The sequence below is a fragment of the Flavobacterium movens genome, assembly GCF_039581425.1.
Classification (GTDB): Bacteria; Bacteroidota; Bacteroidia; order Flavobacteriales; family Flavobacteriaceae; genus Flavobacterium; species Flavobacterium luteolum.
Genome location: NZ_JBCPXY010000010.1, coordinates 15,958 through 33,087 on the forward strand (window position 1 = coordinate 15,958; position 17,130 = coordinate 33,087).

Genomic DNA, 17,130 nt, shown 5'->3' on the forward strand with positions numbered 1-17,130 from the left:
AATAACGATTATTTGTTATTCGGCAACAAACCGAATATAAAACATTCTTAATTAAGTTGTTGCAAACTCTTTATCCAAAATTTTGGTTGCTATATATCTTGCAACTCCATCCTCAGCATTGGTCTTAATTACTTCTAAATCTGGTAAAGCATCTTTTAAAATTGAAGGCGCATTTCCCATAATTAATCCTTTTCCCGTTGCTGACAACATTTGCAAATCATTAAAACCATCTCCAAACGAAATAGCTTCATTCAAAGTAAAACCTTCTTTTTCTAACACTTTTTCAATTGCAACTGCCTTGTCTACCGATTTATCCATAAATTCTAAACAAGTTGGTAAGCTAAAAGCGTGGTGCAAATGTTCTGAAGAATTGTCTAATACAGCATCTCTTACTTTTACCAATTTCTCATGATCGTCGCAAGAAAAGAAAATTTTGATCGCTTTAAAATCTTCAATTGTTTTATAATCGACCAATTCAGGACGATATTTCAATTCGGCTTGAAAAGAGTTTAATCTTTCATTCCATTTATTAGTCTGCCAAACGTTTTCTTTGAACAGTACAACTGTAACATCTGGGTCGATTTCTATATTTAAAGCTGCTTTGACAATATCGCTGTCTAGATTAAAAGCAAAAAGTTCTTCTTTGTTTGGCGAATGTATTCTTCCTCCGTTAGAACTTACAAGATAAACTGGTACTTCAAGTGTGTCTATAATTGCCATTGCGTCTAGGTGATGACGTCCTGTAGCTACAATAATCAAGTAGCCTTGATTGTGAAGTTCTTGAAAAATTGATTTCGTATATTCTGAAATTCTGTGTTGTGGGTTGAGTAAAGTTCCGTCAAGGTCACTTACTACAGCTTTTATATTTTTAAGTTTTGTCATATTAATTATCAAATTCGATGATATGCAAATTTACGGTTTTAAGCTCGGTTAGGCAAAGATTACAGTCTTTGAAAGCTAAAATTGAGGCAAGTTTATTATTTATTTAACTATTCCGTTAAATATTGCTTTATAAACAATTTAAATCTTAACAATTCCAGTTTTATATAAATTTATGGCTTTTTGGATTATTGTTTCAATCTGCTCCAAAGGCAAATCTTCATTAACATCAAACATCATAATTTTCATTCTCGAACGATTTTCCTGAATGAGAAAAGGCTCTTCAAAATGTTTTCCTTCTACAATTCCGATATAAGGCTTTTTGAGTTTTTTATGAATCCATAAATAGCAGAACATTTTCTTTTTATAACAAAAGAATGGCATTCCATACTTTAAAACATTCGTTATTTCTTTATCTTGACGCAGAATAATTTCGCTTATAGACAAGAATATTTCTTTGAAAGGCATTTCTAAATTCTCATAAAAAACAGCTATTTCTTTCATTAAACTATTTCATTACTCATAAATCCTTGCGCCTTTAAAAATATCTGCAAATGTTTTCCAATCAGGTTTATCTGCATCAATAATTTGTTTTGTATTATCATAATACCCCTGAATATCCTCAGCGTAAGAACTTAAAGCTTCTAAAAAAACACTTAGATTATTATTATTCCAAATTTCGTGATTATCTAAAAAATCCTTTCGCAATAAGTATAAAAACTTCACAAAACTTATTCTGTCAACAACTTCAAAATCATTAATATTATTCATAGAAATTAAAATTAAAAAAATATTCGTTTTGCACTTTTCAAAAGAAAACTTACAAAACGAATATTAATAAATGTTAAAACACAATTCACGATTTACATTTAACATTTCACTAAAATTTATAATTAGTCGTGATTTTCTATTTGCTTATATGCATCGATTACCTTTTTAACCAATCTGTGGCGAACGATATCTTTATCATCCAAATAAATAATTCCGATGCCATCAATGTCTTTTAAAACCAAAAGCGCTTCTTTAAGACCAGAAATGGTTCTTCGCGGTAAATCGACCTGTCCAGGATCACCTGTAATCATGAATTTGGCATTTTTCCCCATACGGGTCAAAAACATTTTCATTTGTGAGTGAGTGGTATTCTGAGCTTCATCAAGAATTACAAAAGCATTGTCAAGAGTTCTTCCACGCATGAAAGCCAAAGGTGCAATCTGGATAATTCCCTTCAGAATATAATCTTCCAGTTTTTCATTCGGAATCATATCACGTAATGCATCATAAAGTGGCTGCATATAAGGATCGAGTTTCTCTTTCATATCTCCAGGCAAGAAACCTAGGTTTTCACCAGCTTCAACTGCAGGACGCGTCAGAATGATTCTTTTTACTTCTTTATCCTTTAGCATTTTTACTGCCATTGCGACTCCTGTGTACGTTTTTCCTGTTCCGGCCGGACCTACTGCAAAAACCATATCGTTCTTTTTTACAGTATCAACCAGCAATTGCTGATTTGGAGTCATTGCCTTTACAATCTTACCGCCAACACCATGAACTAAGATTTTGTCATGATCGTAAGCTCTCTTTTCATCCTGACCATCACTCATTATTACACGTTCTATTACATTATCATCAATATTATTGTAACGTGTAAAGTGAAGCATTAATCTTTGAAATCTTTTTTCGAATTCGTCTAAAACTTCTTTTTCGCCAAATGCTTTTAAAGTTGTCCCTCGTGCTACGATTTTAAGCTTTGGGTAATACTTTTTAATGATTTCTAGATGGCTATCCTGTGCGCCCCAAAACTCTTTTGGAGCAATGTCTACTAGCTCGATTATTCTTTCGTTCAAATGAAGTAGTTTTAAATTAAATAATTCAGTTATTATTTTTAGAGTTGTCGGGTTCTTTTTTATTTAGTCACAGTACTCAGTCGCAGTCCCATTTTTTAAAATAAGCTTAAAACATTGTTTCTGAATATTGTAACTTGCAAATACTTTAAAAAACACAATTTGTCTTTTCTTTCTTTCAATTTGTGTTTACTATTATTAGCTTTGCATTTCTCAAATTTAATGAAAATTAGATTTAAATACTATCAATAGTTATAAACAAAAATATGTCAATAATTACCCTTACTACAGACTACGGCTTAAAAGATCACTTTGTGGGGTCGCTGAAGGGTAAAATACTTTCTGAAAATCCAGAAGTTCAAATCGTTGACATTTCTCATGACATTGATCCCTTTAATACTGCCGAAGCAAGTTATATAATTGGCGCAGCTTATATGAGTTTCCCAAAAGGAACCGTACACTTAATTGGTGTTGATATTGAACGCAATAAAGAGAACCAGCATATAGCCATGCAATGGAACGATCATTACTTTATTTGCGCCGATAACGGAATTTTGAGCATGCTGACACAGAAAATCGTACCGCAAAAGATCGTGGCAATCAATATTCACGATCGTTTCCCGATTGAAGCTACCGATTTGGATATTTTTATTCAAGTGGCTACTCACTTATCAAAAGGCGGTTTATTGAATGTAATTGGAAAAGAAATCCCTGCCATTAAAGAAGCTACCGAATTGCAAGCCCTTGTAGCAGATGACGGAAACTCTATAAAAGGAAACATCATTTACATTGACCATTTTGGAAACGTTGTAACTAATATCTCTAAAAAGCAATTCTTAGAAATTTCGCGCGGACGTCCGTATGAAATCGTGATGAAGCCAAAAAACATCAAAACGATTCTGCCAAATTATTCGGCTATTGCAACTTCAGACAAATATCCGATTAAAACTTATGAAGGAGAAAAATTAGCTATTTTTAATGAAGCTGGTTTTCTTGAAATCGCTATTTTCAGAAGCAACCCTTCTAAAGTGGGTTCTGCAAATAGTCTTCTTGGATTGAATTATCGTGATGTGATTACGATTAAGTTTTCTTAGTTAAACTACAAATGACTTCGAAAACTAAAAAATACATAATAGAAAATTTAAAATGGCCAATTACAAGCTTAGATTACCTTGGTAAATGCTTTATTATGTTTTTTCCTTTTATAATGATTTATGCAGGATTGGGTAAATCTACTGATAATAATGTTGAATTAAATCTAATTGCAGTTGGGATTATTTCATTTATATATATAATCTACAGAATAGAAAGCGAAAGAAAATTCAGAGAACTACTTTTAAAAAAGGACTTATCAACTCATGAAATAGGAAAACTATTAGAAAAAAATGGTTGGATATTAACAAATTGGAGTGATGGAGTTATTCAACTTACAACTAATAGTTCTTACAGCTATGAAAGTCAAACCGTGACTATAATAAGAATTACAAAAGAAAAAATACTCGTTAATACTCAGCCAAATGGCAGACCTCCTTTTACTTTTTTTAAAGACAAACTCAATTATAATCAAGTTAAAAGTGTCTTAAATAATTAAAATTTAAATTTTTACTGGAATTTAGAATTTCAAAATTGGAATTTCATTTTATTACAATCAATTTTGGTACTTTTGCGCACCTGTAAACAGATTTACAATCTAAAATCTAAAATCAGATATCTAAAATTACAAACATGTTTGTCCGAATAGTAAAAATGAGTTTTCACGAAGAAAAAATTACTGATTTTCTAGAGAATTTTGAATCGGTGAAACATAAAATACGAAATGCCGAAGGAAATCGTTTTTTAGAATTGTATCAAGACAAAAATGACAAATGCATCTTTTTTACTTACAGTTACTGGGAAACCGAAGAAGATTTAGAAAATTACAGAAAATCTGAACTTTTTAATACCGTTTGGGATTTCACAAAAAAATTATTCAACGCAAAACCAGAAGCGTGGAGCGTTGATAAATTGGTGAGCTTAAACTAGTTTCAGGTTTAAGGTTTCACGTTAAGCGTGCGACTTGAAAGATGAAGTAAAAAATCAAATTATGAAATATTTTTTCTTATCACTTTTACTAATTACACTTAGCAGTTGTGCACAAAACAAGCGTTTAGTTTTAGGGGTTGAAAATGCAAGCGAAGAATTAAAAATTGCTTTGTCTAAAAAGTCACAGCATAATGTTATCGATAATAAGAAGTTAGTTATAAAAGATAGTGTTACAGCAATTAAAATCGTAGAACCTATTTTATTTGATATCTACGGAAAAGAAAAGATAGAAAAACAAAGGCCATATGAAATTTACCTCTTAAAAAATTACTGGGTTATTTCTGGAACATTGCCTGAAAACTATGTTGGAGGAACATTTTTAATAATTATTGATGCTAGAAATTCGAAGATTATAAAAATTACACACGGAAAATAATTTATAAGTCGTTTCAAGAACATGAAACTTGAAACAATACAAAAACAAAAACAAACAAATGAAATCAATCATTTTACGAGAAATAAAATCCTTTTTTGGTTCTCCTATTGGCTATTTGGTCATTGCGATTTTCTTAATCAGCAACGGACTATTTTTATGGATATTTGAAGGGGATTATAATATTCTAAATACCGGTTATGCCGATTTAACTCCATTTTTCACGTTGGCACCTTGGATTCTGATTTTCCTAATTCCAGCCGTAACCATGAGAAGTTTCTCTGACGAAAAAAAACAAGGAACTTTGGAGTTATTATTGACAAAACCTTTATCAATCTGGCAAATTGTAAATGGTAAATTCTTAGGCTCATTTTTACTGATTATTTTAGCGATTGTACCAACTTTAATTTATGTTAAAGTAATTTCAGATTTAGGTTCGCCAGAAGGTAATATTGATATGGGAAGCACAATTGGTTCTTATTTTGGATTATTGTTTTTAATTGCTTCTTATTCAGCAATCGGAATCTTCACTTCTACCCTTTCAGAAAATCAGATTGTGGCATTTATTGTTGCCGTTTTTCTTTGCTTTTTCTTTTATTTTGGTTTTGAAGGCCTAGCTTCTTTAATTCCAGGTTCAAACAATTTTATTTCAGTTTTAGGAATGCAGAGTCATTTTAAAAGTATGAGTCGTGGTGTCATCGATACTAGAGATATTATTTATTTCATAAGCATTGCTATTGCTTTCTTGTCTTTTACAGTTTACCAATTAAAATCTTTTAAAGCCTAATGAAACTATCTACCAAACATAACTTAAAGACGTTAGGCATCACTATATTTATTTTAGTCGTATTAAATGTCCTTGGAACCTTATTTTTTCATCGCTTTGATTTAACCAAAGACAAACGTTATACCTTATCGCCAACTTCGTTAGGAATTGTAAAGCAAATCAAGAATCCGCTTTCTGTAAAAATATATATGGCAGGTGATCTTCCAGCCGATTTTAGACGTTTACAGCAGGAAACCAAACAATTACTAGAAGAATTTCAAGCTTATAATAGCAATATTGTTTTTGAATTTGTTGATCCGTTAGAAAATGAAGACGAAAGTGACGAATTGACAAAATCACTTTTCCAAAAAGGATTAACTCCAATAAATATTACTGTTGACGATAAAGGAAAACAATCTCAGGCGATGGTTTTTCCTTGGGCAGTTGCAGTTTACAACAATAAAGAAGTTAATATTCCATTACTAAAAAACATAATGGGCGCTTCTACAACTCAGAAAGTAATAGGGTCAATACAGCATTTAGAGTATTCTATTGCAGATGCTATTAATAAAATCACAAAAGACAAACAGAAAAAAGTTGCAATCATAAAAGGAAACGGTGAATTGAACGAAATTCACGTTGCTAAAATGCTGATGCAGATTCGCGAAAGTTATTTTATTGGACCATTCACTTTAGATTCAGTTGCCAAAGATCCAAACGGAACATTGAATGCGTTGAAAAAATACGATCTAGCCATTATTTCTAAACCAACAGAAAAATTCACTGACGAAGAAAAAGAAGTTCTAGATCAGTTTATTATGAACGGCGGAAAAACACTTTGGCTAATTGACCAAGTCGCTGCCGATATGGACAGTCTATATAATGATATGGGCGCAACTCTGGCATATCCAAGAGATTTAAATTTGAACGATATGTTCTTTAAATACGGATTCAGAATTAATCCTGATTTAATTAAAGATGAACAAGGAAGCCCGATTAAACTAGCAACTGGCGAACAAGGGAGCGCAACGCAATATCAGGATTTTATCTGGAAATTTGCGCCACAGGTTTACCCTACAAGCCAGCATCCTATCGTTAAAAATTTGGGCGGAATTAAATTCGATTTCGCAAATCCGATTGACACTTTGAAAAACGGAATTAAAAAAACCGTTTTATTGCAATCTTCTCAATACTCTAAAACAATTGGTTCTCCTGTAGAAGTTAATCTGAATATGGTTACCGAAAAAACAACTCCGCAGGATTATTTGAATAAGGGAAATAAACCGCTTGCTGTTTTATTAGAAGGTTCTTTTCATTCTGCTTTTGAGAACAGAATTCTACCTTTCAAGGATAATTCTTTTACAGCAAAAGGAAAAGCAAACAAAATGATTGTTGTTGCCGACGGAGATATTGCAAGAAATCAATTGGATAAAAATATGATGCCAGTCGAGCTAGGTTACGATCAAAGAACAGGAAATCTATATGATAATAAAGACTTCGTTATGAATTGTATCAATTATCTCTTAGACGATACTGGACTTATTAACATTAGAAGTAAAGATGTAGAATTGCCTTTATTAGATAAAGAAAAAGTATACGAGAGCTATACCTTTACTCAATTCATAACTATCGGAGTTCCAATTCTAATTTTATTGGTTTTCGGACTTGTATTTACTTTTGTAAGAAAAAGAAAATACAGCAAATAGATGTTAATAAAAAAATGTCATACTTTAGATAGTTTAAGATATATTTGTAATCCGTATATTTAGCCCTTTATTGGCTAGAGCATCCATCAAAAAATAAAATAAAACAGATGAAATTTATAGTATCGAGTTCATACTTATTAAAACAATTACAAGTTTTAGGTAGTGTAATCAATAGTAACAATACGTTGCCTATTTTAGACAACTTTTTATTTGAACTAAACAGCAATGAGTTGACCGTTTCGGCTTCAGATCTTGAAACAACAATGTCGGCTACATTATCGATCGATTCTACAAGCAAAGGAAGCGTAGCAGTTCCTGCAAAACTTTTGCTTGAAATTTTAAAAACGTTCCCAGAGCAGCCGTTAACTTTTACTGTTGAGGATAACAACACAGTAGAAATTAGTTCTAATTCTGGTAAATATGCATTGGCTTATGCTGCAGGAGAAGAATTCCCTAAAGCAGTAAGTCTTGAAGATCCATCTGTAACACTTGTTCCTGCAGAAGTTTTGGCAACTGCGGTTAGTAAAACTATTTTTGCTGCTGGAAACGATGATTTACGTCCGGTAATGTCTGGAGTTTTCTTCCAGTTTTCACCAGAAGGATTAATTTTCGTTGCTACAGATGCTCATAAATTGGTTAAATATGCTCGTACAGATGTAAAAGCGTCTCAAGTGGCAGATTTTATTATGCCTAAAAAACCTTTAAACATTTTAAAAAGTATTTTAGGAACTTCTGATGCTGAAGTAAAAATTGAATATAACGATTCGAATGCGACTTTCTCATTTGACAATTATATCTTAATGTGTCGTTTAATCGACGGAAAATACCCTAATTACGAAGCGGTAATTCCTAAAGAAAATCCAAACAAATTAATGATTGACCGTTCTTTATTCTTAAGTTCTGTTAAACGTGTTGCCATTTTCTCTAACAAAACTACACATCAAATTCGTTTGAAAATTGCTGGAGCAGAATTAAATGTCTCTGCAGAAGATATTGACTACTCGAACAAAGCAGAAGAAAGATTGACTTGTGATTATCAAGGAGATGATTTACAAATTGGTTTCAACTCTCGTTTCTTAACTGAAATGCTAACAAACCTACAATCTGACATGATTATGCTTGAAATGTCGTTACCAAATAGAGCTGGTATTTTAACGCCAGTTGATGGTTTAGAAGAAGGAGAAACAGTTACTATGCTTGTAATGCCTGTAATGTTAAATAGTTAACATTAAAGTTTCTTTCTGTTACAGGGATATTTTTTAGTTCTAAATAAAAGATATATCATTGTAAAAAAAAAGATATCGCTATTAACCAACCATTTTTTATACCTAGAAACCGCAATTCCCATAAAGAGTTGCGGTTTTTTATTTGATTTTCTTTATTTCAAGTTTCAGGTTTCAAGTTTCAGGTTTCATGTTTCAGGTTTCATGTTTCAGGTTTCATGTTTCATGTTTCAGGTTTCAAGTTTCAGGTTTCAAGTTTCAGGTTTCAAGTTTCAGGTTTCAAGTTGATATACTATGCGTATATTTTTTACCGCAAAGTTCGCAAAGGTTTTAGGCAAAGTTCGCTAAGATTCTTACTTAAGATTGTTTTAGAATACTAAGAGCGTAAAGATTTGTGTATTTAAATTCTTTATAAAGACTTTAGAAAAAAGAAAACTGACCTTTGCGTAAACCTTAGCAAACTTTGCGGTAAAAAATATACGCATAGTATATCAACTTGAATCTTGAAACCTGAAACTTGAAGCAAACAATTTTCCGTATCTTTGTAAAATGAAAATAGAAATTTGGTCGGACATCATGTGTCCGTTTTGTTATATCGGAAAAAGACAGTTGGAAACTGCGCTTGCAGTATTTCCAAATGACGAATTTGAAATTGAATGGAAAAGTTTTCAGCTTGATCCAACTATTACTGCTCAACCTGATATGGACGTTTACACGTTCTTAGCAGAAAGAAAAGGCATGTCTATTGAACAATCTAAAGAAATGCACAAAGGTGTCGCAGAACGCGCTAAAAGTGTTGGTTTAGATTACAATTTTGACAAGGCAGTAATCTCGAATTCTTTAAATGCACATAGAATTATTCAATTGGCTAAAACCAAAAATATGGGCGATCGAATGGAAGAAATATTCTTTAAGGCGTATTTTACTGATGGACGAGACTTAAACAACGGTCCTACTTTAATAGAATTAGGTATTCAGGCCGGTTTAGAAGAAAATGAAATTAGAGAAGTGTTAGAAAGCGATACTTTATATTTAAAAGAAGTGCAATCTGATATTAAAGAAGCCGGAGAAATTGGTGTTCAAGGTGTTCCGTTTTTTGTATTTAATCGTAAATATGCTGTTTCAGGAGCTCAACCTGTAGAAACTTTTGTAAAAACAATTCAAGAGGTTTTAAAATAAACTTTAGCCTTATAAAACTTAAAAGCGTGCTGTCTATATATAAACAGCACGCTTTTATTATTTAGTTATCTAATAAACTAAAAAATTAATGCCCAGCTCTACCTTTAGAATCGTTTGATTTTGTTGTAGTGCTTTTTCCTCTAGAACCAGAAGTTGATTTTTGAGTTTTTCCAGAATCTTTCATTCCAGATTTCGAATCTTTTCTTGAAGTTTCCATAATGTTATAATTTTTTAAATAATTAATATATACAAAGTTGCAAAATACGTAAATGCTTATTTTACAGAATTATAATTGAATTTTATAAAATAAAAATTAAGACAAATTTTGCAGAAACGAATCATGTAAAATTAAAATCAAATCTTATAATTTTTTCAAGTATCTAATTTTCAAATTTGTATATATCAAAAGTCGAAAAATTACAACTTAAAAATAGTAGTTATGAGTACAGATAGCAACAACCTAAAAATTGCAAGATTAAACAATCTTAAGTGCAGAAAACCTGATCATATTGATACTGCACATGAAAATGAAGCTTTGGATGAAGAGTTTACTTCAGGGCAAAATCCAGATACCAACTACAGAAATCAATATAATTGCTATTCTAATGATTGCTATCAAATTATTGAAAGCGGATTAAATGTTGCTGAGGATAATACTCCTTTTTCAACTTATGATGATGCTAATCCTTATGATAGCTATAATTTAGATAATGAAGATGATAAATACAACTGTCCACCTTATCGAAATTATGAATACTAAAAAAAACTAAAACAGTTATGTCACCAAAAAATGATCAGGAAGTTATGAATGAATATTTGTCTAATGAAAGAACTTTATTAGCATGGCTTCGTACTGGAATTGGAATCATGGTTTTCGGATTTGTGGCAGTAAAATTTTCTTTATTTCTAAAACAGGTTCCCGCTAAACATTTAGCAGAAACTGTCCCGCCCAATAGTAACTTTACCATCTATTTAGGGATTGGTTTATTAATTGCTGGCGCATTAACTATTTTGCTGTCTTATCTGCGGTACATTCACACTATCAAACTATTAAAAAAAGGAAAGTATCAATATTCAACCGCAATGCTTACCTTTATTACAATGATGCTTTTTGTATTGAGCATATCACTTATAGCTTATCTAATTATCGCAGCAAGCGCGTAAAAATTATTTAATTGCCAAATTTCCTAATGATCTAATTAAAAAAATGAATCCGCCATTATTACAATTTAACGACAAAGGAATTTACTGCCAACAGGCAGATGTTTATCTTGATCCGTGGCGGCCAGTTACCAATGCCATAATAACACATGGTCATTCTGATCATGCTAGATGGGGACACCAAAATTATATTACTCATTATTCCAATATTCCCATTATAAAATATCGACTTGGAGATATTAATGTTTCAGGAAAAGGTTGGAATGAAACTTTTACCATAAACGGCGTAAAATTTTCTTTTCACCCTGCTGGCCATATAATTGGTTCAGCACAAATTAGAGTGGAATACAAAGGTGAAATTTGGGTTTTTACAGGCGATTATAAAACAGAAGACGACGGAATTTCAGTTCCATATGAAGTCGTAAAATGCCATTCTTTCATAACCGAATGTACTTTCGGACTTCCCGCTTTTAAATGGGAACCGCAAGCAGATGTTATGACTGAAATTAATAATTGGTGGGCTGAGAATCGTGCAGAAGGAAAAACCTCTGTCTTGTTTGGATATTCCTTAGGAAAAGCACAGCGATTATTAAAAAATCTAGATACAAACATTGGACAAATTTACACTCATGGCGCAATAGAAAATATGACCAATATTACGCGCCAAATGATTGATTTGCCTCCAACTATACGAGTAACTGCCGAAACTAAAAAAGAAGATTTATTAGGCAATATTGTAATTGCTCCGCCAAGCGCACATGGAAGCACTTGGATTAGAAAAATGACTCCTTTTGTAACAGGAACAGCAAGCGGCTGGATGGCTTTTAGAGGTGCAAGACGCAGACGAGCCGTTGACCGTGGATTTGTCTTAAGCGATCACTGTGACTGGACCGGTTTATTGGAAAGCATAAAAGCAACAGGCGCAGAAAGAGTCATCTGCACTCATGGATATTCAGATATTTTCTCGAGATATTTAAGAGAATTAGGCTATGATGCCAGAACAGCAAACACGCAATATGAAGGAGAAACCAATAATACAGATGAAGAATAATTGTAAAATGTAAAAAGTTAAATGTAAAAAGACAACATTTAACCTCCTCTCACATTTTACATCTAACACTTTACAACAAAAAAAATGAAAAACTTTGCCGAGCTTATAAAAACCTTAGACAGTTCTAATAAAACATCGGTAAAAGTTGATGCGCTGACGAATTATTTCCTAAAAGCAAACGACGAAGACAAAGTCTGGACAATCGCTATTCTTTCGCATCGTCGCCCTCCCCGACCCGTTAATACGACTTTATTACGTTTATGGGCAAACGAATTGGCTAATATTCCGCTTTGGCTATTTGAAGAAAGTTACCATATTGTTGGTGATTTGGCCGAAACGATTGCGCTTGTAATTCCAACCACAAAAGAACATTCTGATAAAAGTCTAACTGAATTTTTACAGGAAATCATTGCCTTAAAAAAGAAAACTGACTCAGAGAAAAAAGAATATTTACAAACCAACTGGCTGAATTTAAATTATTACGAAAGATTCGTTTTTACTAAATTAATAACGGGCAGTTTCAGAATTGGTTTAAGTCAAAAATTAATGACTCGAGCACTTTCTAAAGCCGAAAATATTGATGAAGATACACTCGCTTATAAATTAATGGGCGACTGGAATCCGAATACGATTACGTTTCAAGAATTGATTTTGGACGAAAAAAGTAGCGATTATTTATCGAAACCTTATCCTTTTTATTTGGCATATCCAATTGAAGGTGAAATTGAAAATCTTGGAAATCCCGAAGACTGGAGCGCCGAACATAAATGGGACGGAATTCGATCTCAAACCATTATTCGCGATAACGAAATTTACGTTTGGAGCCGTGGCGAAGAATTAGTAACCGATAAATATCCAGAATTTCAATCTTTCATTGGCAATATTCCCGACGGAACGGTTATAGACGGCGAAATTCTTCCTTTTATAGACAATCAAATTGGGACATTTAATGATCTACAAACCCGAATTGGTCGTAAAAATGTATCGGCTTCTGTTTTAAAAAATACGCCAGTTATTATTAAAGCTTACGATTTATTGGAATGGCAGGGAAAAGATATTCGGAATCTTCCTTACGAAGAACGCCGAACCTTATTGGAAGAATTATTTACTGGTTTAATTGGAAAAGAGATTCCGTTACAGCTTTCAGAAAGAATTCATTTTTCAACTTGGGAAGATGTTACAAACGAAAGATTAAAATCGCGTGAAATGAAAAGCGAGGGTTTAATGCTGAAACGAAAAGATTCTCCCTATTTAGTTGGAAGAAAAAAAGGAGATTGGTGGAAATGGAAAATTGAACCATTAACGATTGATGCCGTTCTCACCTACGCCATGCGCGGTCACGGCAGAAGATCTAATTTGTTTACCGATTATACTTTTGCGCTTTGGCAGGAAAATGAAAATAAGGAACGTGAACTCGTCACTTTCGCGAAAGCGTATTCTGGTTTAACTGATGCCGAGTGTAGAATGGTCGATGATTTCATCAAAAAAAATACTTTAGAAAGATTTGGACCTGTTAGAAGCGTTACGCCGAAGTTGGTTTTCGAAATTGGTTTTGAAGGAATTGCCCTTTCCAAAAGACATAAAAGCGGAGTTGCAACCCGTTTTCCGCGTATTTTAAGATGGCGACACGACAAAAAAATTGAAGAAGCCAATTCAATCGAAGATTTAAAAAACATGATTTTATAAATGAATAGAGAGCAATTATATAAGATCGCCAGCGAATGGTTTGAAAGTCAGGGATGGAAACCTTTTCCGTTTCAGACCCAGACTTGGACTGCTTTCTTGCAGGGCAAAAACGGCTTGCTAAATGCTCCAACTGGAAGCGGAAAAACCTATGCGCTTTGGCTTCCTATCATTTTAAACTATATTAAAGAAAATCCGAATTACAAAATCAAGCATAACTCAGGATTAAAAGCGATTTGGATTACGCCTTTAAGGTCTTTATCTGTCGAAATAAAACAAGCCGCAGAGCGAGTTTTAGCAGATTTAGACATCCCAATGACAGTTGGGATTCGGTCGGGAGATACATCTTCTGCAGAACGCTCCAAGCAAAAAACCAAAATGCCCGATTTGCTGATTACAACTCCCGAAAGTCTGCAACTGCTTTTAGCCACAAAAGCGTATTCAAATATTTTTAAAAATTGCAGTTCCATCGTAATTGACGAATGGCATGAATTACTCGGAACCAAACGTGGCGTACAAGTTGAATTAGCCTTATCAAGATTAAAAACCGTTGCTAAAAATATTCGAATCTGGGGAATCTCAGCCACAATTGGTAATCTACAACAAGCGCAGGAAGTTTTGCTTGGAGTAGATTCTGAAGCGTATCATAATTCCGTTTTAATCAAAGCGGTAATTAACAAGAAAATAAAAGTTATTTCCATTATTCCAGACAAAATGGATACGTATCCATGGCGCGGACACATGGGATTACATCTGATTGATGAAGCCGCAAAAATTATAAAAACCAGTAAAACGACGCTTATTTTTACCAATGTTCGTTCGGCTTGCGAAATATGGTATCAGAGATTATTAGAAAAATATCCTGAATTTGCTGGAGAAATGGCCATGCATCACGGAAGTATTGATCGGGAAACCAGACTTTGGGTTGAAAATGCTATTCGGAACGAAGAATTAAAAGTCGTAGTCTGCACTTCTAGTTTAGATTTGGGTGTTGACTTTGCTCCTGTCGAATCAATAATTCAGGTCGGAGGCCCAAAAGGCGTTGCCCGTTTCATGCAGCGCGCCGGACGAAGCGGACATCAGCCTGGAAAAGAAAGTGTTATTTATTTTCTTGCCACTCATGCCATTGAATTAATAGAAGCTTCTGCATTGAAAAAAGCGGTTGAAAACAGCGTGATAGAAGATCGTGTCCCGTATTTAAACAGCTGGGATGTTTTGGTGCAATACCTTAATACGCTTGCCGTTTCTGACGGATTTTATCCAAACGAAATTTTCAAAGAAATTCAGGGAACTTTCAGTTATCAAACCATTTCGGATGAAAACTGGAACTGGATTTTAAATTTCATCACACAAGGAAGTCAAAGTCTTCATGCTTACGACGAATTTAAAAAAGTGGAGATTGACGAAAACGGCTGTTACAAAATAAACAGCAGAATGATTGCCATGCACCACAGAATGCAGATTGGAACTATTGTTGGCGATGCTGTGATGAACGTAAAATATCTCAGTGGCGGTTATATCGGCACGATTGAAGAATGGTTTATTTCGAAATTAAAACCGGGCGATACTTTTATTTTTGCTGGAAAAAAACTGGAATTATTCAAAATCAGGAACATGCAGGTTTTGGTAAAAAAAGCGAGTCCGAAGAAAGAATCTAAAATTGCGAGCTGGATGGGCGGACGTTTGGCTCTTTCTTCTCAAATGAGCGAATTGCTTCGAAAAGAATTATATCGAGCCAATACCGATAATCTTTCGCCAGAATTAAAAGCTTTACAGCCTTTATTTCAAAGACAGCGAAAAGAATCTATTGTGCCAAGTTCAGATGAATTTTTGATTGAAACTTTTAAAACCCGAGAAGGATTTCATGCCATTTTTTATCCATTTGAGGGACGCTTTGTTCATGAAGCTTTAGCCAGTTTATTGGCATTTAGAATTAGTTTACTGCAATCGATCACATTTTCTTTGGCTTATAATGATTATGGTTTCGAATTGCTTTCAGATCAGGAAATAGATATCGAAGCCGTTTTAGACAATAATTTATTTTCAACCGAATATGTGCATCACGATTTGCAGAAAAGTTTAAATTCAACCGAAATGGCGAGAAGAAAATTTAGAGATATATCGGTAATTTCAGGATTGGTCTTTACAGGTTTTCCGGGAAAAATGGTTAAGACCAAACATTTGCAAAGCGGTTCGCAATTGCTGTTTGAAGTATTTAGAGATTTTGAGCCCGATAACTTGTTATTGCATCAAGCCTACCGTGAAACCTTTGAGCATCAGTTAGAAGAAGAACGTTTGATATTGGCTTTGGAACGAATTGCGAATCAAAAAATTATCTGGAAACAATGCTTGAAACCAACCCCTTTTAGTTTTCCAATTATTACCGATCGATTGAGAGAAAAGCTTTCGAGTGAAACTCTAGCCGAAAGAATTCAGAAAATGACTGCATCATACATGAAATAGACCTTATGAATATTCAAATACAAAACGAAAACTTTATACTTCATGCCAGTGGTGCTGTTTTTTGGGAAAAGCAAAAAACGGTTATTATTTCTGATGTGCATTTGGGAAAAGTGACACATTTTAGAAAACACGGAATCGCTATTCCGCAAAATGCTATTTCTGAAAATTTTAGGAAAATCACAGCCGTTTTGGATTATTTTCTTCCTGAAAAAATCATTTTTTTGGGAGATTTATTTCACAGCATCAAAAATACAGAATGGAATTTATTTGAGGAATGGCTTTCGAATCATAAACAAGAGACCTATTTAATAACAGGGAATCATGATATTATTGATGAAATTCATTATAAAAAAATTGGAGTGATTGTTACAGAGATTTTAGAAATTGACCATTTCTTTTTCACGCATCATCCAACCGAAAAAGAAAATTTATTTAATTTTTCAGGCCACATTCATCCTGGAATTGTCTTGCGTGGCTTGGGTTTGCAGACTTTAAAGCTTCACTGTTTCTTTTGCAGACCCAATCAGATTATACTTCCAGCTTTTGGTGAGTTTACTGGAAAATATTTTCTAAAGCCTAATTTTGACGATACTATTTATGCTATTGCCGGAAATGAAGTTATTCAAATTAACAAAGAATAACGTAATGTTTTGGTAAAAATAAATTAATAAATTATTAATATTTAGCAAAAATATACAATTTTAATATATAAAATACAATACC

The 17,130-nt window shown here is 33.2% G+C and carries 19 protein-coding genes; 14 read left to right on the forward strand and 5 right to left on the reverse strand.

What is annotated here, in order from left to right; translation table 11 throughout:
• Positions 1–51: 51 nt before the first annotated feature.
• The 4 genes from AAYQ05_RS17065 to AAYQ05_RS17080 all read right to left on the reverse strand — a co-directional run bounded on the left by AAYQ05_RS17065 (position 52) and on the right by AAYQ05_RS17080 (position 2,723).
• Positions 52–882: a Cof-type HAD-IIB family hydrolase gene (locus tag AAYQ05_RS17065; RefSeq protein WP_343544597.1), complete on the reverse strand. Its 831-nt coding sequence runs from the start codon at positions 880–882 to the stop codon at positions 52–54.
• 138 nt (positions 883–1,020) lie between these two features.
• A complete protein-coding gene (locus AAYQ05_RS17070) occupies positions 1,021–1,383 on the reverse strand; it encodes a DUF1801 domain-containing protein (RefSeq protein ID WP_343544598.1) in 363 nt (120 codons plus the stop codon).
• A 12-nt stretch (positions 1,384–1,395) separates the two neighbouring features.
• On the reverse strand, positions 1,396–1,650 hold the full coding sequence (locus AAYQ05_RS17075; protein WP_343544599.1) for a DUF7660 family protein: 255 nt from the start codon (positions 1,648–1,650) through the stop codon (positions 1,396–1,398).
• Positions 1,651–1,772: 122 nt separating this feature from the next.
• Positions 1,773–2,723, reverse strand: coding sequence for a PhoH family protein (locus AAYQ05_RS17080; RefSeq protein ID WP_281632742.1), 951 nt, complete (start codon positions 2,721–2,723; stop codon positions 1,773–1,775).
• Positions 2,724–2,986: 263 nt separating this feature from the next.
• Between AAYQ05_RS17080 and AAYQ05_RS17085 the strand changes: the two genes are divergently transcribed.
• From AAYQ05_RS17085 to AAYQ05_RS17120, 8 genes are all read left to right on the forward strand, one after another.
• Complete coding sequence (locus AAYQ05_RS17085; RefSeq protein ID WP_343544600.1) at positions 2,987–3,814, forward strand: SAM hydrolase/SAM-dependent halogenase family protein; 828 nt, start codon at positions 2,987–2,989, stop codon at positions 3,812–3,814.
• 11 nt (positions 3,815–3,825) lie between these two features.
• Complete coding sequence (locus AAYQ05_RS17090; protein ID WP_343544601.1) at positions 3,826–4,311, forward strand: hypothetical protein; 486 nt, start codon at positions 3,826–3,828, stop codon at positions 4,309–4,311.
• A 134-nt stretch (positions 4,312–4,445) separates the two neighbouring features.
• Positions 4,446–4,742, forward strand: a complete 297-nt coding sequence (locus AAYQ05_RS17095) for a putative quinol monooxygenase (RefSeq protein ID WP_343544602.1) — start codon at positions 4,446–4,448, stop codon at positions 4,740–4,742.
• 61 nt (positions 4,743–4,803) lie between these two features.
• The gene (locus AAYQ05_RS17100) at positions 4,804–5,178 is read left to right on the forward strand and encodes a YbbC/YhhH family protein (RefSeq protein ID WP_343544603.1); all 375 of its coding nucleotides are present in this window, start codon (positions 4,804–4,806) and stop codon (positions 5,176–5,178) included.
• 58 nt (positions 5,179–5,236) lie between these two features.
• Positions 5,237–5,962 carry a gliding motility-associated ABC transporter permease subunit GldF gene (gene gldF / locus AAYQ05_RS17105; RefSeq protein WP_343544604.1) on the forward strand — a complete coding sequence of 242 codons (726 nt, stop codon included), beginning with the start codon at positions 5,237–5,239 and terminating at the stop codon, positions 5,960–5,962.
• On the forward strand, positions 5,962–7,647 hold the full coding sequence (gldG, locus tag AAYQ05_RS17110) for a gliding motility-associated ABC transporter substrate-binding protein GldG (protein ID WP_343544605.1): 1,686 nt from the start codon (positions 5,962–5,964) through the stop codon (positions 7,645–7,647). Before gldF ends, gldG begins: the two co-directional genes overlap by 1 nt.
• 107 nt (positions 7,648–7,754) lie before the next feature.
• Positions 7,755–8,873 carry a DNA polymerase III subunit beta gene (gene dnaN / locus AAYQ05_RS17115; protein WP_111423316.1) on the forward strand — a complete coding sequence of 373 codons (1,119 nt, stop codon included), beginning with the start codon at positions 7,755–7,757 and terminating at the stop codon, positions 8,871–8,873.
• A gap of 546 nt (positions 8,874–9,419) precedes the next feature.
• Entirely contained in the window at positions 9,420–10,049 is a 630-nt protein-coding gene (locus AAYQ05_RS17120; RefSeq protein WP_343544606.1) for a DsbA family oxidoreductase, read from the forward strand.
• 85 nt (positions 10,050–10,134) lie between these two features.
• On the opposite strand, the gene AAYQ05_RS17125 is transcribed toward AAYQ05_RS17120, so the two are convergent.
• Positions 10,135–10,266, reverse strand: coding sequence for a hypothetical protein (locus tag AAYQ05_RS17125; RefSeq protein ID WP_262510489.1), 132 nt, complete (start codon positions 10,264–10,266; stop codon positions 10,135–10,137).
• 222 nt (positions 10,267–10,488) lie between these two features.
• Between AAYQ05_RS17125 and AAYQ05_RS17130 the strand changes: the two genes are divergently transcribed.
• From AAYQ05_RS17130 to pdeM, 6 genes are all read left to right on the forward strand, one after another.
• Positions 10,489–10,809 carry a hypothetical protein gene (locus AAYQ05_RS17130; protein ID WP_343544607.1) on the forward strand — a complete coding sequence of 107 codons (321 nt, stop codon included), beginning with the start codon at positions 10,489–10,491 and terminating at the stop codon, positions 10,807–10,809.
• A 17-nt stretch (positions 10,810–10,826) separates the two neighbouring features.
• Complete coding sequence (locus AAYQ05_RS17135) at positions 10,827–11,213, forward strand: YidH family protein (protein WP_343544608.1); 387 nt, start codon at positions 10,827–10,829, stop codon at positions 11,211–11,213.
• Positions 11,214–11,256: 43 nt separating this feature from the next.
• Positions 11,257–12,261 carry a ligase-associated DNA damage response exonuclease gene (locus AAYQ05_RS17140; protein WP_343544609.1) on the forward strand — a complete coding sequence of 335 codons (1,005 nt, stop codon included), beginning with the start codon at positions 11,257–11,259 and terminating at the stop codon, positions 12,259–12,261.
• 84 nt (positions 12,262–12,345) lie between these two features.
• Positions 12,346–13,947 (forward strand): ATP-dependent DNA ligase, encoded by a 1,602-nt coding sequence (locus AAYQ05_RS17145; RefSeq protein WP_343544610.1) that lies wholly within the window; start codon positions 12,346–12,348, stop codon positions 13,945–13,947.
• Positions 13,948–16,407 (forward strand): ligase-associated DNA damage response DEXH box helicase, encoded by a 2,460-nt coding sequence (locus AAYQ05_RS17150; RefSeq protein WP_343544611.1) that lies wholly within the window; start codon positions 13,948–13,950, stop codon positions 16,405–16,407.
• Between the two features lie 5 nt (positions 16,408–16,412).
• The gene (gene pdeM, locus AAYQ05_RS17155; protein ID WP_343544612.1) at positions 16,413–17,048 is read left to right on the forward strand and encodes a ligase-associated DNA damage response endonuclease PdeM; all 636 of its coding nucleotides are present in this window, start codon (positions 16,413–16,415) and stop codon (positions 17,046–17,048) included.
• The last annotated feature ends 82 nt before the right edge of the window (positions 17,049–17,130 follow it).